At 45.1% G+C, this 21,278-nt stretch carries 17 protein-coding genes; 6 read left to right on the top strand and 11 right to left on the bottom strand.

What is annotated here, in order from left to right; all coding sequences use genetic code 11:
• Window positions 1-59 precede the first annotated feature (59 nt).
• From L9Q40_RS12525 to L9Q40_RS12515, 3 genes are all read right to left on the bottom strand, one after another.
• Window positions 60-1,430 carry an SLC13 family permease gene (locus L9Q40_RS12525; RefSeq protein ID WP_014231587.1) on the bottom strand — a complete coding sequence of 457 codons (1,371 nt, stop codon included), beginning with the start codon at window positions 1,428-1,430 and terminating at the stop codon, window positions 60-62.
• A 209-nt stretch (window positions 1,431-1,639) separates the two neighbouring features.
• Entirely contained in the window at window positions 1,640-2,332 is a 693-nt protein-coding gene (locus L9Q40_RS12520; RefSeq protein ID WP_014231588.1) for a SanA/YdcF family protein, read from the bottom strand.
• A gap of 204 nt (window positions 2,333-2,536) precedes the next feature.
• Window positions 2,537-4,225 (bottom strand): NAD-dependent malic enzyme, encoded by a 1,689-nt coding sequence (locus L9Q40_RS12515; protein WP_498793459.1) that lies wholly within the window; start codon window positions 4,223-4,225, stop codon window positions 2,537-2,539.
• Between the two features lie 239 nt (window positions 4,226-4,464).
• On the opposite strand from L9Q40_RS12515, the gene L9Q40_RS12510 reads away from it, so the two are divergent.
• The 3 genes from L9Q40_RS12510 (at window position 4,465) to L9Q40_RS12500 (ending at window position 9,523) form a co-directional block, all read left to right on the top strand.
• A complete protein-coding gene (locus L9Q40_RS12510) occupies window positions 4,465-6,819 on the top strand; it encodes a helicase-related protein (protein ID WP_498793457.1) in 2,355 nt (784 codons plus the stop codon).
• Window positions 6,820-7,105: 286 nt separating this feature from the next.
• Entirely contained in the window at window positions 7,106-7,483 is a 378-nt protein-coding gene (locus L9Q40_RS12505) for a hypothetical protein (RefSeq protein WP_014231591.1), read from the top strand.
• A 366-nt stretch (window positions 7,484-7,849) separates the two neighbouring features.
• A complete protein-coding gene (locus L9Q40_RS12500; RefSeq protein ID WP_498793456.1) occupies window positions 7,850-9,523 on the top strand; it encodes an alkaline phosphatase D family protein in 1,674 nt (557 codons plus the stop codon).
• An 82-nt stretch (window positions 9,524-9,605) separates the two neighbouring features.
• Here L9Q40_RS12500 and L9Q40_RS12495 read toward each other — a convergent pair whose 3' ends face one another.
• The 7 genes from L9Q40_RS12495 to L9Q40_RS12465 form a co-directional block, all read right to left on the bottom strand.
• Window positions 9,606-10,709, bottom strand: coding sequence for a phosphoribosylaminoimidazolesuccinocarboxamide synthase (locus L9Q40_RS12495; protein ID WP_065296701.1), 1,104 nt, complete (start codon window positions 10,707-10,709; stop codon window positions 9,606-9,608).
• A 217-nt stretch (window positions 10,710-10,926) separates the two neighbouring features.
• The gene (locus tag L9Q40_RS12490; RefSeq protein WP_014231594.1) at window positions 10,927-11,319 is read right to left on the bottom strand and encodes a SulA-like leucine-rich domain-containing protein; all 393 of its coding nucleotides are present in this window, start codon (window positions 11,317-11,319) and stop codon (window positions 10,927-10,929) included.
• A 366-nt stretch (window positions 11,320-11,685) separates the two neighbouring features.
• Window positions 11,686-11,871 carry a hypothetical protein gene (locus tag L9Q40_RS12485; protein WP_014231595.1) on the bottom strand — a complete coding sequence of 62 codons (186 nt, stop codon included), beginning with the start codon at window positions 11,869-11,871 and terminating at the stop codon, window positions 11,686-11,688.
• Between the two features lie 177 nt (window positions 11,872-12,048).
• The gene (locus tag L9Q40_RS12480) at window positions 12,049-13,005 is read right to left on the bottom strand and encodes a J domain-containing protein (RefSeq protein ID WP_498793453.1); all 957 of its coding nucleotides are present in this window, start codon (window positions 13,003-13,005) and stop codon (window positions 12,049-12,051) included.
• A 75-nt stretch (window positions 13,006-13,080) separates the two neighbouring features.
• Window positions 13,081-13,749, bottom strand: coding sequence for a YiaD family glycine zipper/OmpA-like lipoprotein (locus L9Q40_RS12475; protein ID WP_014231597.1), 669 nt, complete (start codon window positions 13,747-13,749; stop codon window positions 13,081-13,083).
• Window positions 13,750-13,943: 194 nt separating this feature from the next.
• A complete protein-coding gene (locus L9Q40_RS12470) occupies window positions 13,944-14,639 on the bottom strand; it encodes a DUF2786 domain-containing protein (RefSeq protein ID WP_014231598.1) in 696 nt (231 codons plus the stop codon).
• 188 nt (window positions 14,640-14,827) lie between these two features.
• Complete coding sequence (locus tag L9Q40_RS12465; protein ID WP_020333023.1) at window positions 14,828-15,508, bottom strand: DUF3334 family protein; 681 nt, start codon at window positions 15,506-15,508, stop codon at window positions 14,828-14,830.
• A gap of 264 nt (window positions 15,509-15,772) precedes the next feature.
• Here L9Q40_RS12465 and ydiJ point away from each other — a divergent pair, with 264 nt between their 5' ends.
• On the top strand, window positions 15,773-18,808 hold the full coding sequence (gene ydiJ / locus L9Q40_RS12460; RefSeq protein ID WP_498793450.1) for a D-2-hydroxyglutarate dehydrogenase YdiJ: 3,036 nt from the start codon (window positions 15,773-15,775) through the stop codon (window positions 18,806-18,808).
• Window positions 18,809-18,887: 79 nt separating this feature from the next.
• A complete protein-coding gene (locus L9Q40_RS12455; protein WP_014231601.1) occupies window positions 18,888-19,349 on the top strand; it encodes a methyltransferase family protein in 462 nt (153 codons plus the stop codon).
• Window positions 19,350-19,393: 44 nt separating this feature from the next.
• Here the strand turns inward: L9Q40_RS12455 and L9Q40_RS12450 are convergent, their stop codons facing one another.
• Window positions 19,394-20,296, bottom strand: a complete 903-nt coding sequence (locus L9Q40_RS12450) for a LysR family transcriptional regulator (protein WP_020333026.1) — start codon at window positions 20,294-20,296, stop codon at window positions 19,394-19,396.
• 146 nt (window positions 20,297-20,442) lie between these two features.
• Between L9Q40_RS12450 and ygiD the strand changes: the two genes are divergently transcribed.
• Window positions 20,443-21,267, top strand: a complete 825-nt coding sequence (gene ygiD / locus L9Q40_RS12445) for a 4,5-DOPA-extradiol-dioxygenase (RefSeq protein ID WP_014231603.1) — start codon at window positions 20,443-20,445, stop codon at window positions 21,265-21,267.
• The last annotated feature ends 11 nt before the right edge of the window (window positions 21,268-21,278 follow it).

Here is a 21,278-nt window from a genome sequence, read left to right as displayed (position 1 = left end):
CTGCTGTACATCATTCAGGGGGAACGAAACGACGTGGTACAGCAGTAAAAAGTCTTTGCTTACCAGAAAAGCCAAGCGAAAAGTGTTAGTACGCCAATACATGCAATGTTCAGAACAAGGCCGATGCGCATCATCTCTTTTTGCTTGATATGACCGGTACCAAATACAATCGCGTTTGGTGGAGTCGCTACTGGCAACATAAACGCACACGAAGCGGCGACGGCAATCAATGCTGAAAGAATGACAGGCGACATACCGAGTGCTTCTGCGATGGTGGCAAAAACAGGTACCAGCAACGCTGCACTTGCGGTGTTACTCGCAAATTCAGTTAAGAATACAACGAAGGCAACGACGGCAAGAATCGTCAGCAGAACGCCTGCCTGTTCCAGAAAGCCTGACAAGCTGTGTGCTAAGAAAACGCTGGTGCCAGTATCTTTAAGAACGTTACTTAGACAGATACCACCACCGAACAGTATCAATACGCCCCAGTCGGTTGTTTTCTCGATGTCTTTCCATTCAACCGCGCGAGATGCGCCGAGTAAAAGGATTGCGCCAATTGCCACCAGCGTGTCGAACTTAGCAAAGCCGCCTAGCATCGCATTGATTGGTTTACTAAAGATCCAAAGCGTCACTGTCAGAAGGAAAATCGCCAGAGTGACCTTCTTGCCATTTGTCCACTCGACAGGTTTGTGGTCAAGTTCAAACTTGTGGCTCAAATCAGGTTTGGTCATAACGTACAGAACCAAAACCGCAACTGGCATCAACAATAGAGAGATTGGCAGAGCAAGCTTCATCCATTCGGTAAAGTTAAGACCAACTTCGGCTGCAGCAATTGCATTTGGTGGGCTACCAACGAGAGTGGCAATACCACCGATGGATGCGCTGTATGCGATACCAAGCAGAACGAATAGGAATGTGCGATGGTTTTTATCACCATCCAGTTTGGTCATCACGCCGAGAACCAGAGGAAGCATCATTGCTGTGGTCGCAGTATTAGAGATCCACATCGACAAACCCGCACTCACTCCAAACAGCATGAAGACGGCTACCGACATTTTTCCTTGGGCTAATATCAACACCTTATCGGCAATCGCTTGGTCTAACTTCTGCTTATGCAGCGCCGCCGCCAGGGCAAAACCACCTAAGAACAAGAAGATGATTGAGTTAGAAAAGTTGTTGAGCGCGACTTGTGTATTAAACACACCTAAGAACACGGCGAGTAGCGGAATCAACAATGCTGTAATACTTACGTGAATCGCTTCCGTTAACCACAAAATTGCAACAAAAACTAAGATGCTAATGCCGGTTACGACTTGCGGTTCAAAGGGTAGGGTATTAAACAAGATAATGAATAGCAGGATATTTGCGTTCAATATCATGCTGTTGCGAGTGAAGAACCAGTTCTTCAATGTCACAGCGAGTGCGGTCATGGGGTATGCTCCTTATTCATTGCCTTTTTGTCGGTTTTTTATGGCAAAGTAACTGACTTGTATTTATTTATTGATTAAATGTTACTTTGAATGAGCAATTGAGTTTTGCTTGAATCGTAGAGCAAATATGAAAATGTGATGTTGGGAATTAGAAATGGGTAGATTGCTACCCATTCTTTTTATAGAAGTGTTATTAAAAGCGTTAGTGGCTATTCCACAGGGACTTGTCTTGGCTCGATGGGCTCTTTTACAGCAAAAATCGGTTCTTGAGGGCCAAGGAATCTCGGTTGTGTATCAATCACGTAAAGATCAAGAAACGCCTTCACGCGGGCAAGCAGTTCGCGCATACGCATCGATGCTTTCTGTTTGTTTGTGACTGGGCCTGCGACGGCAAGACACTGGGCGTCTATGTGGTACGCATTGGCAATGAACAGTGCTCGTTCGCAGTGGAAACGCTGGGTCACAATCAGAAAGCGCTCGGAAGCAAATATCTTTTTCGCACGGACAATCGAATCGAGCGTACGGAAACCTGCGTAGTCGAGATGAATGACTTCTTCTGGTACGCCAGCCTTGAGTAGATCGCGTTTCATCGTCCATGGCTCATTGTAAGATCGGTGAGCGTTGTCACCACTGAGCAAAAATTGTTTCACCTTACCTTGCTCGTAAAGCTCAATTGCAGCGTTGATGCGATGGGTGTAGTAAGTGTTGAGGACCTTTCCGATGTATTTGCTCGTACCGAGTACGACGGCTACCTCATGCTGAGGTATTGGTTCGTAGTCAGTAAAAATGTTCTCTTTGGCTTGCAATACTACCCATCTGTCGATGGCTATAACGGAGATCAGCAGGCCAAGTACAGCGATCGACAAAATCAAAGCAAGTCGCTTCCATGTAAATTTAAGCATCCACTTTGACCTTATACGAGAAAACAACAAAACGTTTTTTATCCTTAAATGAAAGTGTATGTCTCATCATATCTGATACAAACAAAAAGAGAGAAGTCCATTTGTGCCAAAATACGGTTAGGATGATAAAAAAACGTTTAAAAAACAAAAGCCCCTATGTGTTAGGGGCTAATTATTAGGCGAGTTTTTCTTTTGCGGTTAAATTTAGAACGCAGTTCGCTTGTAACGACGGTAAACTGGTTGCCAGAACGACTGTTCAATCGCAACGTGAAGCGCTTCGTCGGTGATTTCTAATGCCACACCCTGTTCAATGGCTTTTTTAGCGACAGCAAAAGCGATTTTCTTCGATACCAGGTGAATCTCTTCCAGTGGTGGAAGAAGTGCACCGTGACCATTAATCGCTAAAGGCGAACACGTTGCAAGTGCGCGGCTAGATTCCATCAGCATTTCATCAGTCACACGTTTTGCGTTCACAGCAAGAACACCCAAGCCAATACCAGGGAAGATGTAACTGTTGTTACATTGAGCAATCGGGTAGGTTTTTCCTTCGTGTACAACTGGAGCGAACGGGCTACCAGTTGCAACCAACGCTTCGCCATTGGTCCAACGAATGATGTCGTTTGGTGTTGCTTCTACACGACTGGTTGGGTTTGATAGCGGGAACACGATAGGGCGCTTACAGTGTTTGTGCATCTCTTCGATGACTTCTTGGCTAAATAGGCCAGGTGCACCAGATACACCAACAAGCACAGTCGGCTTCGCGTTACGCATTACGTCTAGTAGTGAGTAACCAGTGCCTTCATTTTCCCACTCTTTGGTATTTTCATGTTTTTGTACCAATCGCTGTTGGAAATCAAGAAGGTTTGGCATGCCTTCCTGAAGTAGGCCCCAACGGTCAACCATGTAAACCTGAGAGCGAGCCTGTTGGTCAGAAATGCCTTCTGAAACCATTTGAGCGATGATCGCTTCTGCGATACCACAGCCAGCAGAGCCTGCACCCAAGAAGGTAATACGCTGTTGAGAAAGCTTAGTGCCAGCTGCCTTACACGCAGCAAGCAGTGAGCCAACAGTAACTGCGGCTGTACCTTGGATGTCGTCGTTGAAGCAACAAATACGGTTTTTGTAACGCTCAAGTAGAGGCATTGCATTCTTTTGAGCAAAGTCTTCGAACTGGATTAAAGCATCAGGCCAGCGGCGTTGTACCGCTTGCATGAACTCTTCAACAAACGCGTCGTATTCTGCACCTGTGATACGAGGGTGGCGCCAACCCATGTACATTGGATCAGCCAAACGCTGAGGGTTGTTCGTGCCGACATCTAGTACGATAGGTAGTGTGTAAGCTGGACTAATACCACCACAAGCGGTGTAAAGAGCAAGTTTACCGATAGGAATGCCCATACCACCGATACCTTGGTCGCCCAAACCTAGAATACGTTCACCGTCGGTAACAACAATCACTTTTACGTTATGGTTTGCTGCGTTATTCAGCAGGTCATCAATACGGTCACGATTAGGGTAAGAAATGAAAAGGCCACGGCCACGACGGTAAATATTGGAGAAGTTCTCACAAGCTGCGCCAACGGTTGGCGTGTAGATGATTGGCATCATCTCAGAAACGTGGTTTTGTACTAAGCGGTAGAATAGCGTTTCGTTGGTATCTTGAATGTTACGTAGATAAATGTGTTTATCCATGTCACTTTCGAAACCTTTGTACTGTTGGTAAGCACGTTCTACTTGTTCTTGTATGGTTTCAGTGGCTTCAGGTAGCAAGCCCTCTAAGTTGAATGAACTGCGTTCTTCAGCAGAAAAAGCACTGCCTTTGTTCAAAAGAGGGGTTGCCATAAGAGCGGGTCCCGCATACGGAATATATAGCGGGCGTTTGTCGTTGTTCATTGGGTGCCTTATGTAGGGTTGAAGGATGCGCGCCAAATTTTAACGGTTTCCGACTTTAGTTGTAAACATTCGTTGATGCACATCAAGGCAATGTTGCAATAAAATTCACGTCTGGTGGAAATTTATACTCAAAAGAAATCATCCAGAAGGTTTCAAAGTCGCGTGATTCTCTCTGAAACGAGTATCTCGACGTTATTTGGGTATAATGCCCCTCATTATCAGAAAAACCCCTGTATCCTATGTCTCTATTACCTATCGATACCCTAAAAGATGAATTCGATCAAAACCTGAAACACGCTCACCTTGTTGTGGAAGCCGAAACTGGTTCGGGTAAATCCACTCGCTTACCACTTTGGGCTGCTGGCCATGGCCGTGTTTTAGTGATTGAACCGCGCCGAATAGCCTGTACGTCATTGGCGGAGTTTCTTGCGCAGCAATCAGGTGAGTCGGTCGGTGGGAAAATTGGCTATGCGATTAAGCTGTATTCTTATTTTGATGAAAAAACGCAAGTGGTTTTTGTTACGCCAGGTGTTGCGCTACGTTGGTTTGCAGAAGACAAGCTGGCAAGCTTCGATATCGTAATGGTCGATGAATTTCATGAACGCCGTTGGGACATTGATCTCCTTACCGCGATTTTGAAACAGGAAAATCGTCACCGTCTTATTGTCACTTCTGCCACTTTAGAGGGAGAGAAGCTTGCTGATTATTTACAGGCTAAACGTCTTCGCTCTGAAGGGCGTTGCTTCCCAGTTTCAGTGACATACCGAAGCGCTGATAGCCGTTATCTTCCGAACAAAAAAGGTTGTGAGAATGAAGTTGTTCGAACAGTAAAAGAAGCATTGGTCGATGAAGAGGGAGACATTCTGGTATTTCTTCCGGGCCGTAAAGAGATCACTCAGTGTGCCCAGATGCTGCAAAGTCTGGAAAGTGTATTGGTGGTAAAGCTTCATGCTTCTGTGAGTGACGAAGAGCGCAATCGTGCATTAACCATCCAAAGTCAGCGAAAGGTCGTGCTTGCGACTAATGTGGCTGAAACGTCGCTAACCATCCCAAATATTCGAGTCGTGATTGATAGCGGGCTCGAAAGACGAACTGTGCAGCGTAATGGTCGCACGGCATTAACGTTAAGCAACATTTCAAAAGCCAGTGCTGAACAGCGAATGGGACGAGCAGGTCGTGTTGCACAAGGCACTTGCATAAGGTTATACGGAGAGCATGCACCTTTAGAACTCATTACGCCACCTGAGCTGCAACGAGAAGAATTGGGCGAGCCGATGTTAGCCGCCGCTTGCTGCGGATATCGTCTGGCAGAATTGTCTTTCCTCGATAGTGTCCCTGATAAATCCTTACATCTGGCATTTGAGAACCTGAAAGCCATGGAAGCGGTTGATGAGCAAGGTGAGATTACCGAGCACGGAAGAAAAGTGTATCCATTACCGATTGATGCCTTATTTGCTGATTTAGTGACCCGTATTCAGACCAGACCTGAAAAAGAAGCCATGGTTGATTTAGCGGCTGCGTTGTCGGTTCCTGCGCAGCTATATCAGTTACAAAGTGGCGACGCTGCGGAGGCTTTGGCACTAGAGGAGCCTACGGGGTGTGATGCTTCTCTGATGATTCGTTTAGTTCGCGGCGACAAGTTACCAGGCATCACAGTCGATTCAAGTGTGCTGGAAGAAGCGCAGGGCCTTGCTAAGCAAATGCGGGAGCTATTCGAATTACCGCAACTGGAAGTCGCATCAAGATATCGGCGCGAATCACTTTGCTATGCGATAGCGGAAATTCACTCTGAACTGGTGTTTGTTCGCAGAGAGCGCCGTCGAGATGCCTTAGGGAACGGCGTTATGGAGATGGTAGTAGGGCGCAATAGCCGTTTCCCCGAAAAAGAACAAGCCGCGTTAGTACTGGATAGCCATAGTGTACCCGGCAGAGGTGTTAAGCAGACGCTTAATCTTGCTTCGGTGATGATGCCAATTCCATTATCGCTCATTAAAGACCTCAACTTGGGAGAGTGGCAACAAGGCGAAACCAATTATGAAGAAGAATCACCACGGGCAACCATGAGCCTGGTGTACGCTGGTCGGACTGTCGTGACTGAATATCAGGCGTTGCAAGGGGACGTTGCCATTCAATCTATCGTAGAGATGATCGAAGATGAAACGTTAATGCCGGGGTTTGCGCCATTAAGAAAACAGCAAATTCTGCATTGGCAGTTATACAACGCACTGGGGTTAAATCAACAAGCGACCGGCCTCGAAGGATTGGAATCTCTGACTTTTACCGATTGGTTAGCCGAGCAACTGCAAACACTGGGGGTCGAATCAGTTGAAGATATGGCGTTATTCGATGCCGATGATCTACCTTTTTCAGGGGTACCTGAATGGGAATACGAGGATTTCGCGCAGAAATTCCCTCTGAAATTATTGCTTGCCGAACTTAAGCTTGATGTGGAGTACTTTGCCAGCCGCAAACTTGTCCAAGTTGTTTATAGTGAAGGGAGTCGAAAGGGCGATCCAAAGCGCTGGGAACTGCCACGTTGGTCGGGTTGGAAAGTGCAATATAAGAAAGCCAGCCGCGTCATTGATGTGAAGTAATAACGATTTTATATCTTAGTTATACGAGTTTATTTTCTTTGTGAATGTTTGTTGGTTAAGTATTTATATATTGAATATTTATGGGATTGTTTCTTTTTTAAATTGAAATATTAATCAATTGGTTGCGTATATAGAAAAGCTGTACATTACTTGTTACAAGGCTGGTTTTAATATTTCTTTTTGACGGCAAATTAGGGCATAAAAGACTATTCTCTTATATCCCATTGCTATATCAAAATAGTTGAACGATAGTTGGTATATCTCAATTTGAGTGTCGGAGCATAAAATGGATCAACAAAATAAAACATGCATTGAATTCGACTACACCAGTTTTCTAGGGGCTACTGCAAGTAAGAAGTGGACCTTCCTAGACGCGTTTGCCACCATCGCCCCCATCTTTGGTCTGATGTGGAAAAAGAACCTTGCAGAGCTCAGTGAGCCACAAGACCGTCTATGGGACGCCGCATTAAAGTCCATGTCTTCACGTCATAGTGACGAGTCGAATCTGGTCGAGTTAACTCGACTTGCAAAAGGTGAAGGGATAGAAGAACTGCGTGTTGTCATGCCATATTCGTTAGACTTAAAGCAGATTGAGTATATTGAGTCGCGAAGCCATCTGAAAGTTGATGCCACAGAGCAAGAGATTCTAAACATCAAACTGTGAGCCTGTCTTTCTCCAGCCATGATTAGAGCGATCACCCTCTGGATCGCTCTAGACCCCCATCAATACTGACTACTTTTTTGCGTTTGCCTACAACCGTCAGTCAGCCTTTGCTCTGATACCTCGAATCCTCAAAAATCACGGTGCGGCTTTATATGCACTATATTTAGCATGTTCTTTATGTGCAGCAATCTAATTGTCACAACTATCTTCTAACTTAATGCTCTTGGTTAACTGATTAGACCAGATTGTCATCGGCATGGGTTAGTAACTTATCTACAGTGAATCAATAAGATAAGTCATGCTCATCGACTATGGACAGTTAGGTGAAAACTAATAACAAAACAAACAATAAGAAAGGAAGTGAGTATGTCCATTTCTCGTCGAGATTTCATGAAAGCAGTTTCTTCGACCGCAGTTACAGCCGGGCTCATTGGCTGTGGTAGTGATAGTTCTGAATTAGTAGTGGGTTCCTTTGATTATGGCGTCGCCAGTGGCGATCCGACTCAAACTCAAGTCATCATCTGGACGCGTGTTACCACGGATGCTGACTATGCTGATGTGACATGGCAAGTTGCCTCAGATGAGGGCTTTTCAGATGTAGTACAAAGTGGAGTGTTCACTACGGATACCAGTCGTGATTTTACCGTAAAAGTCGACGTTAACAACCTCAATCCGAATACTCACTATTACTACCGTTTTATGGTTGGTGAGGTGGTAAGCGGAGTTGGAGAGACCAAAACTCTACAGGATGAAAGTGTCGAACAGGCATCAATGGCGGTTGTGTCTTGCGCAAATTATCCGGCTGGGTATTTCAATGTCTATCGCGAGATTTTAAATCAGCACGAAGAGGCTTCATTTGATGTGGTGCTTCATTTAGGGGACTACATCTATGAATATGGTGCTGGTGGGTATGCCAGTGAAGACGCTGAGACGTTAGATCGAGTGGCAAGTAAAGGCACGGAGTGTGTGACGTTAGATGACTACCGAAAACGATACGCCCAATATCGCCAAGATGCTGATCTTCAGGCGTTACATGCGAAATTACCGATGATCGCGGTATGGGATGACCACGAACTCGCGAATGATGCGTGGAAAGAAGGCGCCGAAAACCATCAAGATGACGAAGGCAGTTTTAATGACAGACGCGCAGCGGCAGCGGCGGCGTGGACTGAGTGGTTGCCCGTACGAGAGAATAGCTATTCAAGTATGCTGATCTATCGCCAGTTCTCCTTTGGTAACTTAGTGAACTTGATGATGCTCGATACTCGATTAGTTGGTCGTGATGAGCCATTGGATTACTTTTCGTTAAGTGAACCAAGCATAGAAGCCATTGCAGGCTTGGTCGCTGAGTCACGAAGTGTCGACAGAGAGCTACTTGGCTCTGATCAACTGGCTTGGTTGATGAATGAATTTACGACGAGTAATGCCAAATGGAATGTATTGGGGCAACAGGTTCTGATGTCTAAAATGGAGTTACCAAGCTCAGTTATGACTGCGATGTTCCAATTGTTTACCGCGACCGAAGATCAGCAAGCCGCGGCTTTATTGGCCGTGAATACAGCCATTACTAACTATCTGTCTGACCCAAGTTCAGATCCCGTCTCGTTGCCTTATAACCTGGATGCTTGGGATGGTTACTACGTAGAGCGAGAGAAAGTTTACCAATTAGCGAACGCTAGTGCTGGCAATTTTGTCTGTTTAGCGGGCGATACGCACAATGCATGGGCGAGTGCTTTGCATGACATTTCAGGTACTCCTGTCGGTGTTGAATTTGCAACCAGCTCAGTCAGTTCACCGGGTTTGGAAGCGTATTTAGCCATGGACTCAACAGTAACTGCCCAAATGGAGTTCACTTTGCCGCATTTAGTCTCAGAGCTAAAGTGGACGGATATTAAACAACGGGGCTTTATGCGAGTGACGTTTACGCCTGATAATGCGCAGTCGACTTGGTATTTTGTGTCGACCATTAAATCGAAAGACTATCAGGTCACGACAAAGTCGGCTTCGACGACAGACGGTATTACGTTAAATATTGTTTAACCCGGTTGAGTCACACAAAGAAAAAAGTCCGCATTAATGCGGACTTTCTGTATCAATACACTTCAGTTGGCTATCGAACGTTTTAGTCGATTAACCCGTATTCTTTGCTAAGAACGTCAATGATCTCGGCTTTTGGATTTTCGCTTAGCGTAATTGGCTTACCAGTAATTTTTTCTGCAATACCAATGTAAGTCTTGGAAATGTCCATCAATGAATCAACTGGCAGTTCGTTATCACGAGCTAGTGCCTCACGTTCAGGCATACGCTCTTTGTTCAGCAAGATATCTGGGTCAGGGAAGTGGTTCAGCAGGAACTGACGGAAACCTTCTTTTGAGTTCTCAACGATATTACCTGCTTGGTACTCTTTTGCATCCCAAATACGTGAAGAATCTGGCGTGCCAACTTCATCCATGTAAATCAGTTTTTCGTTGCCTGCTGCATCGTGAACGTAACCAAACTCAAACTTCGTATCGACAAAGATTTGATCAATCGCTTCTAGCGCATTGCTAATGACATTAAAGCCTTCTTTCAATAGCTTTTCGTAAAGTGCAATATCGTCTGCACTAGAGAAGTTAAATGCTTCGAAGTTATCTACGATGTTCTGACGAGTGATGTTTACGTCGTCTGCTTCTGGTACACCAGGGATACCTTTTAAAATGCCTTTGGTTGAAGGTGTCATCAATAACTCTGGTAGAGCTTTGTCTTTTTCCAAACCTTCAGGAAGCTGGATACCACAGAACTCGCGTTCACCATTTGCGTATGCGCGCCACATAGAACCTGTGATGTACTTACGGCAAATCGCTTCGATTTTAACTGGTTTTGCTTTCTGTACGATCCAAACGAACGGGTGAGGAATATCTAAGATGTGGCTGTCAGCCAGGCCGTTGTCTTTAAATAGTTTGAACCAGTGGTTCGAGATCGCGTTTAATGCGGCACCTTTACCAGGCACACCTTTCAGACCGCCTTCTCCATGCCAAATGCAATCAAAAGCAGAAATACGGTCGCTGATCACCATGATCGCCAGAGGCGCGTCAGGGGCAACATCGTATCCTTTTTCTTTGATCAGGCGGGCGCTGTCTTCTTCAGTTAACCAGTAAACTGAACGAACTTTACCGCTGTGAACGGGTTTGTGAGTGCGAATTGGCAGGTCGTCATTGACGGCAAGTACTTGATTAGCAAGGCTCATTGCGACATTCCTATCATCTTAATCAAACGTCATAAAGAGAAGATATTCAGCCAAAGTAAGCAGCTGAATAAATCGAATGTGGGCATCATACCAGAACTATTTTAACTCGCCAGAGAAAAAGCAAACGTTTGCCTTATTTATTAATTCCCTAAGTCACAGGTAAAAAAATGCCCCCATGGAATGGAGGCGAGATGCAGGATGGATAACGTCGAACTTGTTAGTGATACTGGTTTACTCTGCCTTCGACGAAAAAGACTTCACACTGATAACGTAGGCCAATATCACGCAGCATAGACTGATTCATCGGCGCTATGTCATTTGATGCGACAACCGCACTGGCGTTACCTGAGCGTATCGCTTTAACTACAATTTCGACTTCAGAAAGCTGTTGGGATGGCTTCATCTGAATGACGTTTTTACAACAAATATTGGAAGCAGTGAGCTGGTCAAAGTTGGGACGAGGGCACTCGGACGTAAACAAAATCCATTGTTTCTGCTGAGACAGTACAGCCAGCTTAGAAAGAAGCTGGTTAGAAACATTCATGGGTTGAGTAGCTTGTGCCAGTACATTGTAACGAGAGTATGTTTGAGTTTGACTGTGTAGCTGCATCTTACTGTTCCTTTATACATGCTGTATGTCTATACAGTAGTTTGTTTTAAGGGATCGATCAACTGGTTTTTATGCTTTTTGAAGCAATGCAATTTCGTCGTTTTGTTGGGGTTTTTATTTAAAATATTGAAACATAAAGATTTAAATTTTAGATGATATGTTTGGTACGGCTTACGAAATGTGAAGTAACTAACAATATTGGTGGGGCATCAAGGAAAGAAAACTACTGTATATACAGTGGTTATGATCAGTCTATACAGTACTTTTTACTGTATTTGGCGGGTTCTCCATGGCAGTGGAGATGAGCAGATAACAAAAAAGCGCCTACGAGGCGCCTTTAGAAATCAGTTCCATTGATTTGAGTTTTCAGCTTGCACGTTGAGACATACGCTCACGCATTTGCAATTCACCTTGGTTGAATAGGCGGACATCGATTTTCGCCATATCGTAACAAGATTGACATGAATTATGATGTTTACCATCTACATAGTCATGTCGCGTGATAAGAGCTGGTTTCTTACACCAATCACAGGTGCCTTCTTCAGTGAACATTGATTTTTCTCCCCACCTAGAAAAATTAGAGTCTTTAGGTGTTATTTTTCGCAGCACATTATGACACAAGTACGTGGGGAAGGTTAAATGTCTGTTAATTGTTTTGAGAAGGAAATCGATTGCAGCTCCCTGTTTGTGGGGGATGAAAGGTTGTGGTTTCTAATGATTATTGAAAATTCACGCTTTTGTAACATTTTGTGTGATTGTTCTAAAAGCTTGATTAAGACGTTTCATCTCTGCTTCACTTCCTTGAGCATCGGGATGGTAAAGCTTGGATAATTGACGATAACGTAGTTTTACGGCTTGAGCTTGTGGAATCGAATTTGGCGTGTAACCAAACACAGCACAGGCAATGGTCAGATCATGGGGAGCGGATTCAGATTTGACTTTCTTAAACTCTCTAAATACCTGCTCCAACTGGCGTTTTAATTGCTTATTGGTGAATTCCAACTCTTTCACTTGCACATCCAGTTGTCGGGTTCGATTTTCTTCATCAACCGATTGAAGTTTGCGCTTTTGCTGTTGTTTTTTATACCCAAACCAACCAGCACTCAGCATTAACCCACAGAAACCAATGGCAAGAAACGGCTCGGCGCTAAACCCTTTCGCTTGGTTTATGTCGTCGGATTGCATTGGTTGCGCTTCAGCGGAGCTTTGGTCCAACTCAGTCATTGCCGATACTTGTTTGGCTCTTAACTGATTAAAACGTTGCTCTAGGAAATGGTTGTACGCGATTTCTGCATCTTTGTTTTGCTTTGCAGAAAGTTGATACCACGCTTCGATTAAATCATCGGTGGTGATGTTTTGCTGGTGCTTTTCCAAGAAACTGGCAAGGGCGTAGCCATTATCTGCTGGATCACTCAGAGCGATGGAGCTTAGCCAGTAGGCGGCTTGAGGGTAGGATACTGAGCCCGTTAATCCCAAAGTATAATCTTCCGCTAACTGTTTTTGCGCGGGCAGGTAGCCTTGGCTTGCGGATTGTTCTAACCAGTAACGAGTTTCTTCCGGAGACGTTGAGTCTGACTTCATGGCCAGTTTAAATTGGTCTTCCGCTGAAGAAGGGTACTGGGAGGCAAATACGAGACTTGAGAGGCAACTGCTCAAGATAAATATAAAGACGGTTTTGAAAGCCATTAGTTTGTCAGGCCTAGAAACAATTTCTAGGCCTGCTCCGGTAATTATCCGTAATTACCTAATGGTGCTATCAAATCACTTCAGAGGCAAGATTTGGATTTCAACGCGGCGGTTACAAGCGCGGCCTTCAGTTGTCTGATTTGAACACAGTGGGTTACGTTCACCATAGCCGCGTGCAATTGCACGTCCAGCTGCCACATTTTGCTGTATCAGGAACTGACGTACCGATTCTGCGCGGTTTTCAGATAGTGACTGGTTGTGTGACTCACTGCCTGTGCTGTCGGTGTAGCCGTCAATCACAAGGCTGGTATCTGGGTATTCAACAAGGATACGAGCAACACCACGAAGCGTGTTGTGGATGCCGTAATCCAATTGGTATGAATCTGACGCGAAGCCAATACCGTTTTCCATACGAAGCAGAAGCTGGTTTTCACCAACACGTTGAACTTGTACACCAGAATTCAGCAATTCCTGACGTAGTGCCGCTTCTTGTTTGTCAAAGTAGTAACCCACGCCAGCACCTGTTGCACCACCAGCAGCTGCGCCGATCAAAGCACGTTGACGACGCTCTTTAGCATTGTCACCTGTTGCTAACCCGATAGCTGCACCAGCAACGGCACCGGTTAAGGCTCCCAGGGTCGTGGAGTTGGTTTCGTATTCACCAGTTGTGGCATTTTGACGTTGAGTGGCTTGACAGCCTGTAAGAGCAAGCACTAGAGCAAGTGCTATAGACAGCTTTTTCAAGGGAAAATCTCCGTATAAAAATGAGGCGAAACGCTGCTTTATAAAATTGAGATATAAATTATTAATCAGCTGTTCTTAAGTTTTGTTAGGTGAAAGTAAGATGGAACCAGAAAATTGTAAGAATTGTCTTACTTAGGCCAAATAAGATCAATGGGTTTGCTAAGCCATTGACATATTTGGCCTGATAGAGGAGGTTATTCTGAGTGATTGTTGAGCATTTTACGTGCTTGCTCGCCACCCACCCCGCGGTTCACCGAAACTTTTCGACCCTTCTTCAGACCAACTTCATAGTCTGCAGTGAGGTTTTTCATCGCTTCTTTAAGTTGCTTCTTGAACGTTTCGCGATCGATGTTTTTGAATTCTTTGTCGATATAGTCGTTGATTTTGTTGGCCGACTCTTCGTCTGGAGAGATAACAGGGAGCTTTTCAATCGCACCTTCAACCCAACCTGAGACAAACGAGTTCACGCGGCGTGTCACTTCCATTGAAGAAGTACCACTACCAGCAAAACTGTTGCGGAATTGGCCAGTACTTTCGTTCATTTCACGATAGATAATATCGAACGCAAAGGCGGCGAAAATCGCACGGTCCGCTTCACCAATAAACTCAACGCGTTTAAGCCCTTTGTGATTCAGCAGTACCGCTTCAACGCCAAATTTGGTGTTGATGCCACGAATCACGCGCAAAATGGTAGAACTTATGTTCGCAGGTAATAGATGGGAAGACTGTGTTTTTCCCATTTTGATGAACTCAATGTCATCTTTGTCCAGACCATACTTCATCATCAGGCGGTGAGCCATCTTGATGGCATTTGCGGCCTCATTGACGTTGGCAGAGTTACCCAGTTCTAAACACTTGGCGATTTTTTTCAGGGCTTTTTGTTTATCCATCGACAACCAATTACTAAAGCAGAAAATTTATGAAGTCAGATATATTACCTTTTTTGACATAAAAACGAAATACAATGCGACGGCTAAAGAAGGAAAACGCCCCGTTGCGAGCCGGAGCGTGGTATTTCTGCATTCTATTCAGAAGGTCAGATTTCTCTGATATGGAGGGACAACGATGTTGTACGCAGTTACAAGCCCAGTTGGTTTAACAAGTCATTAGCTTCATCTGTTGCAAGTGATTCCTGAGTTTCCTTTTCTGCCATCTTTTTGCGAGTGGCTTCCAGAATATCATCCGGGTTTTCGTCTTCAGCGATTTCAAATTCTTCCAGCTGAATAAACTCGGTTTTATCCATAGCCAGTTCAAGGTAAAAGATGTTGTTATTTGCGGTAGAGAACGTCACACGGCGCGCCTGAGGGCGATCAAGGTTGGTGTCTACCTGCAAAATTACCTGTTTATTCAGTGACAGCATTTTAGGCTGATTTTGCGTGATGATAGTTTGTAACTCTTTACGGATTTTATTCGTGAAGTCACCCACTAATTGATTCATCAGCTCACCAAGCACATCGGCCACTTCATCGGATGTATGAGAGATGGCCAGTTCTTCTTCGGGCATGCCCATATTACGCATGTAATTGGTGTAGATCTCAAGTGCGGCTTTGGCCGTAAAGTTAATGACAACTAAGCCGGTGAATCCACCATCAAACAAGACAAAACAACCAAAATCTGGCTTAAGGCTGGTTTTGTTGATCTTTTGCACCATGGCGGAATAGTTGACTTGGGATGAGGTGGCAGAGGTAAGGACGCCAGAAACTGACTGGCAAAGTTTTAGAAGGATATCTTCTGTGGTTACTACTTTATTCTTTTTCATTCTGAAAGCTCATTGAGAAAGGCGATTTTTTTCTCAATGTAAGGCATTAATAGTCAAGAAATAAAGCATAAGTTTCAATATTGTATTGAGATTCTGATTTAATCGCTTTTTCAAATGTTGTAAAGTGATCAAACCCGAAGAAAATCACTCCACTCTAACTCTACTGCCTGTCTCGAGACTCTTTCGAAAAGCAGCTTGAGGATTGAGTAAAATAATTAGATAACCCGCAGCTGATAGGATCAGCGTCGTAGGGGCAGGAAGCAAATGTTACCAAGATTACACTCGCAAACTGACGTCGACCCTCTTGTTCTGATTTTTTTAAAAGAGCTTGAACAAGCTGGATTCACCGGCGATATAGAAAGCCAATATTCAAGCCGACTTGCGGTTTCCACTGACAACAGTGTGTACCAGCAGTTACCTCAGGCTGTTGTTCATCCAAGAACAACGCAAGATGTTGCGCTTATTGGTAAACTGAGCAATAAAGAAAAATACGAGCGAATCACGTTCTCACCTCGCGGTGGCGGTACTGGTACTAATGGGCAGTCCCTAACGAAAGGCATTGTGGTTGACTTATCTCGCCACATGAACAAAGTGCTTGAAATCAATGAGGAAGAAGGCTGGGTACGCGTTCAGACTGGTGTGATTAAAGACCAGTTAAATGATGCAGTACGCCCTTATGGTTATTTTTTCTCACCTGACTTATCCACCAGTAATCGCGCCACTATCGGCGGTATGGTCAACACTGACGCCTCTGGTCAGGGATCATTGAAATACGGCAAAACGTCGGATCATGTCCTCTCACTCCAAGCCGTTTTTGCCGATGGTTCGATTTTAGAGTCTGACTTGTCTCATGGTTATCCAGAAGAAGGCGAGTTTGCCGCAACCGCACTGAACGTCACCGAATCCGTCTGTCGTGAAAAGCGTCAACAAATTAACGATAAGTTCCCACCTTTAAACCGTTTCTTAACTGGATACGATCTGAAAAATGCACTTAACGAAGAGGATGGTAGCTTCGATATCACCCGCGTTTTGTGTGGCGCAGAGGGTTCACTTGCTTTTATCACCGAAGCGAAGTTAAACCTGACTCGTATTCCTAAAGTGCGTACCTTGGTGAACGTTAAATACAACAGTTTTGATTCAGCATTGCGTAACGCGCCACTGATGGTGCAAGCGAACGCGATGTCGGTAGAAACGGTTGACTCAAAAGTTCTTAACCTCGCGAAACAAGATATTGTTTGGCATACGGTCAGCGATCTCATCACGGATGTACCAGACAAAGAGATGCTTGGTATCAACATGGTGGAATACGCAGGCGAAGATGCTGAGGAGATCGCCTCTCAAGTCGCAGCGTTAACTGCCAAACTTGATACCATGCTCAAAACAGAAGAAGCGGGCATTATTGGTTATCAGGTGTGTAATGATGTGGCGAGCATTGGCCGTATTTACAACATGCGTAAAAAAGCAGTAGGTCTGCTGGGTGCGGCTAAAGGTCGTGCTAAACCGGTACCGTTTGCTGAAGATACGTGTGTCCCACCAGAAAACTTAGCCGATTTCATTGCTGAGTTCCGCGAACTGCTTGACGGAAAGTCTCTCAACTACGGTATGTTTGGCCATGTCGATGCGGGCGTATTGCACGTTCGTCCTGCTCTGGATCTGTGCGATCCGCAGCAAGAAGCGCTAATGCATGAACTCTCAGATGAAGTGGTTAAGCTGGTCGCGAAATACGGCGGCTTGATGTGGGGTGAACACGGAAAAGGTTTCCGTTCAGAATACGGACCAGAATTCTTTGGTGAAGAGCTGTTTACTGAGCTAAGACGCGTAAAAGCGGCGTTTGACCCTCACAACAAGATGAACCCGGGCAAAATCTGTACGCCGTTAGACAGTGATGCAGAGCTGGTGAAAGTAACTGACACCAAACGTGGTTACTTTGATCGCCAGATAGATGTTCAGGTTCGCGACAGCTTCAAGCAAGCGATGGAATGTAACGGTAATGGCCTGTGTTTTAACTACGACACCAGCTCACCAATGTGTCCATCGATGAAAGTCACGGCTGACCGTCGTCACTCTCCTAAAGGTCGTGCAGGCTTAGTGCGTGAGTGGTTACGTCAGTTGACGGAACAAGGAATCGATATTCTCGACCTTGAACAACAAGCATTGGAAAACAAATCGTCGATCAAAACTATGATCGATCGCGTTCGTCATTCAATTAACCGTCGTCATGAATATGATTTCTCTCATGAGGTCTATGAGGCGATGAATGGCTGTTTGGCTTGTAAAGCGTGTGCCAGCCAGTGTCCGATTAAAGTGGATGTGCCGAGCTTCCGTTCTCGCTTCTTAAATATTTATCACTCTCGCTACCAGCGTCCTGCAAAAGATTACCTGGTGGCGAACATTGAAACCATGTTACCGCTGATGGCGAAAGCCCCTGGTGTTGTGAACGGTGTCCTGAAGCAATCTTGGGTGAAAAGCCTAACCGCATCGACAGTGGGTTACGTGGATGCGCCTTTGCTGTCTGTACCGACTTTGCAAAAACGTGTTGAATCTCTGACAACCGCTTATGACCTCACCGCGTTGTCTCGATTGTCTTCAGAACAGAAGAGCAAACATGTTCTGATCGTTCAAGATCCGTTTACCAGCTATTACGATGCCGAAGTGGTAGAGGATTTTGTGAAGCTGACAAAAAAACTGGGAATGAATCCGGTTTTACTGCCATTTAAACCAAATGGTAAAGCGCAGCATATCAAAGGCTTTTTACGCCAGTTCTCAGAAACAGCAACGGATACCGCGAAGTTTTTATCTTTGGTTGCCGATTTGGGCATTCCAATGGTGGGTGTTGACCCAGCATTAGTGCTTTGTTACCGAGACGAGTACAACGAAGTTCTGGGTAGCAAGCGTGGGGACTTTGAGGTACTGACCGCTCATGAATGGCTCTATCCAAGACTGGAAGATTTCGCATCAGTAGAGTCTACTCAGCAAGAACCTTGGTATCTGTTTGCTCACTGTACAGAAAAAACCAAAATGCCAAACGCAGAAAAAGAGTGGGGTGCAATTTTCTCTCACTTCGGTGCGGTACTAAATACCGTCCCGGTTGGATGCTGTGGTATGGCGGGGACTTTTGGGCACGAGGTTGATAAGGTGACGATGTCGAAAGACATTTACAACCTAAGCTGGAAGCCAAACTTAGATAAGTTGGACAACGAGCGATGTCTCATCACGGGTTACTCTTGTCGAAGTCAGGTAAAACGTTTTGAAGGCACTAAGCCGAAGCATCCGGTTCAGGCGTTGCTGACACTTATTTAATCACTTCAATGAAGAATAAGCCCAGTTCTGCTGGGCTTTTTATCGACTCATCAACTTGAGACTTCAAAGGATTTGAACCTTGAGAAAACTTGAACTTAGAGTGCCACCTGTCGCGGTCTTTTTGCTGGTGGTTTTACTTATGTATTGGCTGAAAGGACTGACGCCGACATTTAAGATCACAGTCCCTTTTGTCGAATTTGTTGTTGCTGCTTTAACGCTGTTATCGGGCTTTATTGGCATTGCCGGCGTTTATGAATTTCGTAAAGCGAAGACAACGGTCAATCCAGTTAAGCCGGAGTCTGCGTCATCTGTCGTAAATACTGGTGTCTTCGCTTATACCCGAAACCCGATGTATGTGGCTCTGTTGCTGCTTATTATCGCTCTGGGTTTGTGGTGGCAGCACCTTAGCGTCATCCCTTGTGGTGCTCTGTTTATCTCCTATATGAATCGTTACCAAATTAAGCCAGAAGAGCACGTGTTAGAAAGGCTGTTTGGTGAAGATTACCTGAAATACAAAAACCGGGTACGTCGCTGGATATAAGCGCAGGCCGTTTCGCTATGTTCTAAAGGCGATTTAATTTTGGCCTAAATAGCACCTGGTGGTCTTTGAGCGAAGTCTTCTACCACGAAATCGATAAGTGCCCGGACTTTTCGCGGTATTACGTTGCCTTCTAAATAGACCGCGTTAATCGGGTGCTTATTCATGCTGTATTCGCCGAGAAGTTGTACCAGCCTTCCACTTTCAAGATCGTGTTGTAAAACGAAATCCGGACAAATCGCTATCCCACGTCCATCTATCGCCCAATCTTTTGCGATGCGGGCACTGTTCACCATCAGGTTCCTCTCAGGTACGACGGCGGTTTCTTGTTTGCCGCGATAGAATAGCCACTTGTTGTGACCTCTTCGGTTGGTATCGATAATACAGAAATGATCCTTGAGTTCTTGAGGTGTATTTGGTGTTCCTCGTTGTTTCAGGTATTCAGGTGAGGCAACGACACAACTGGTGATCTCTCCAAGCTTTCTTACTTTCAGTGTTGCTGTGTCCGGCAGACCGATACGAAACGCTAAATCAATGCCCTCAGTAGCTAAGTCTACGTAGGAATCACTCAAACGCAGATCAATCGATAGCTGAGGATGAAGGGCAGAAAAGCGACTTAATAGCCCGGTGATGTAAATCTCTCCAAAGGTTAGTGGGGCAGAAACACGCAGCACCCCCGTCAATCCTTTTGATTCTTCTGATATGGCACCAAGCAGGTCATCCAACTCGTCTAATAGCGTAGGGGCTCTGGCCAGCAACGCCTGACCTGTGGGAGTGAGGCCAACTTTCCGAGTCGTTCTCTGTAATAACTGTGCGCCAATCCTTTCCTCTAACTGAGCGACATATTTAGAAGTGATTCGGTTAGAAACGCCGAGCCTTTGTGCTGCTTCTGTAAAAGACCCTGTTTGTGCGGTGGCGACAAATGCTTTTAAACCATCAACTAAGTCCATTGTACTACTCCATAATTAGGAACGTTTTGTTGAATATCATTCTACATAATCGTCATTGTATTGAAAGTTTGCTGCGTACATAATTTCTCCATACCAAGTTAAAACGAACCACAATGTTGTGGTACTGACAGTTTAAGGGAAAAGCGATGAGCGTTATGTCCTCACTTCAAAAGCTGAAAAACAGATTTAAAGCTTCACCAAGAATGCCGGTGGTATTCCTTGGTCATGGCTCCCCAATGAACGTCATTGAGGATAATGAATTCACACGCAGTTGGGTGGAACTGGGACGTACATTGCCAAGACCTCAAGCGATACTAGTGGTTTCTGCGCACTGGATGACGCAAGGTAGTACGCTGGTCGATGTATCTGCATTACCTCGTACCATTCATGACTTTTACGGGTTCCCAGATGCGTTATACGAGAAGCAATATCCGGCGAAAGGGCATCCAGAGCTCGCTAAAGAAGTCGCTGCATTATTGTCAGATCATCATGTACATACTGATGACACTTGGGGACTCGATCATGGTGCATGGTCAGTGTTGAACTCAATGTTCCCGGCTGCCGATGTGCCAGTGTTTCAACTATCCATTGATATCACCAAAGACATGAACTGGCACTTAAGCATCGGTAAAAAGCTCTCTGAACTGCGCGATCGAGGCGTGTTGATTCTTGGCTCGGGCAATATTGTTCACAATTTAAGAGCCTTGCAGTTTGATGGTAAACCACACGATTGGGCGATTGAATTTGATCAGTATGTCGCTGACCAACTGAATAACCGTGACTTTAAATCGTTAGCCGATGTTGCTTCTATGGGAAGCCTATTGCGAATGGCTAACCCGACACTCGAGCATTATGCGCCAGCATTGACGATCGCTGGAGCATCGAATTTGAAAGATGAACTCATTTATACCTCACAAGGTGTCGAGCTAGGTTCAATCTCAATGCGCTCATTCGTTTTCAACGGCGCTTAAAATTAGGGGAT

It is taken from the genome of Allocatenococcus thiocycli, from assembly GCF_921292965.1.
In the GTDB taxonomy this organism is placed as follows: Bacteria; Pseudomonadota; Gammaproteobacteria; order Enterobacterales; family Vibrionaceae; genus Vibrio; species Vibrio natriegens.
Note: the sequence above shows the minus strand (reverse complement) of the source record. Positions and strands in the feature narration are given on the sequence as shown.

Bases quoted from the DNA above. Each gene is read 5' to 3' on its own strand.
- L9Q40_RS12525 (WP_014231587.1), bottom strand. From the start codon at position 1,430: ATGACCGCACTCGCTGTGACATTGAAGAACTGGTTCTTCACTCGCAAC.
- L9Q40_RS12520 (WP_014231588.1), bottom strand. From the start codon at position 2,332: ATGCTTAAATTTACATGGAAGCGACTTGCTTTGATTTTGTCGATCGCT.
- L9Q40_RS12515 (WP_498793459.1), bottom strand. From the start codon at position 4,225: ATGAACAACGACAAACGCCCGCTATATATTCCGTATGCGGGACCCGCT.
- L9Q40_RS12510 (WP_498793457.1), top strand. From the start codon at position 4,465: ATGTCTCTATTACCTATCGATACCCTAAAAGATGAATTCGATCAAAAC.
- L9Q40_RS12505 (WP_014231591.1), top strand. From the start codon at position 7,106: ATGGATCAACAAAATAAAACATGCATTGAATTCGACTACACCAGTTTT.
- L9Q40_RS12500 (WP_498793456.1), top strand. From the start codon at position 7,850: ATGTCCATTTCTCGTCGAGATTTCATGAAAGCAGTTTCTTCGACCGCA.
- L9Q40_RS12495 (WP_065296701.1), bottom strand. From the start codon at position 10,709: ATGAGCCTTGCTAATCAAGTACTTGCCGTCAATGACGACCTGCCAATT.
- L9Q40_RS12490 (WP_014231594.1), bottom strand. From the start codon at position 11,319: ATGCAGCTACACAGTCAAACTCAAACATACTCTCGTTACAATGTACTG.
- L9Q40_RS12485 (WP_014231595.1), bottom strand. From the start codon at position 11,871: ATGTTCACTGAAGAAGGCACCTGTGATTGGTGTAAGAAACCAGCTCTT.
- L9Q40_RS12480 (WP_498793453.1), bottom strand. From the start codon at position 13,005: ATGGCTTTCAAAACCGTCTTTATATTTATCTTGAGCAGTTGCCTCTCA.
- L9Q40_RS12470 (WP_014231598.1), bottom strand. From the start codon at position 14,639: ATGGATAAACAAAAAGCCCTGAAAAAAATCGCCAAGTGTTTAGAACTG.
- L9Q40_RS12465 (WP_020333023.1), bottom strand. From the start codon at position 15,508: ATGAAAAAGAATAAAGTAGTAACCACAGAAGATATCCTTCTAAAACTT.
- ydiJ (WP_498793450.1), top strand. From the start codon at position 15,773: ATGTTACCAAGATTACACTCGCAAACTGACGTCGACCCTCTTGTTCTG.
- L9Q40_RS12450 (WP_020333026.1), bottom strand. From the start codon at position 20,296: ATGGACTTAGTTGATGGTTTAAAAGCATTTGTCGCCACCGCACAAACA.
- ygiD (WP_014231603.1), top strand. From the start codon at position 20,443: ATGAGCGTTATGTCCTCACTTCAAAAGCTGAAAAACAGATTTAAAGCT.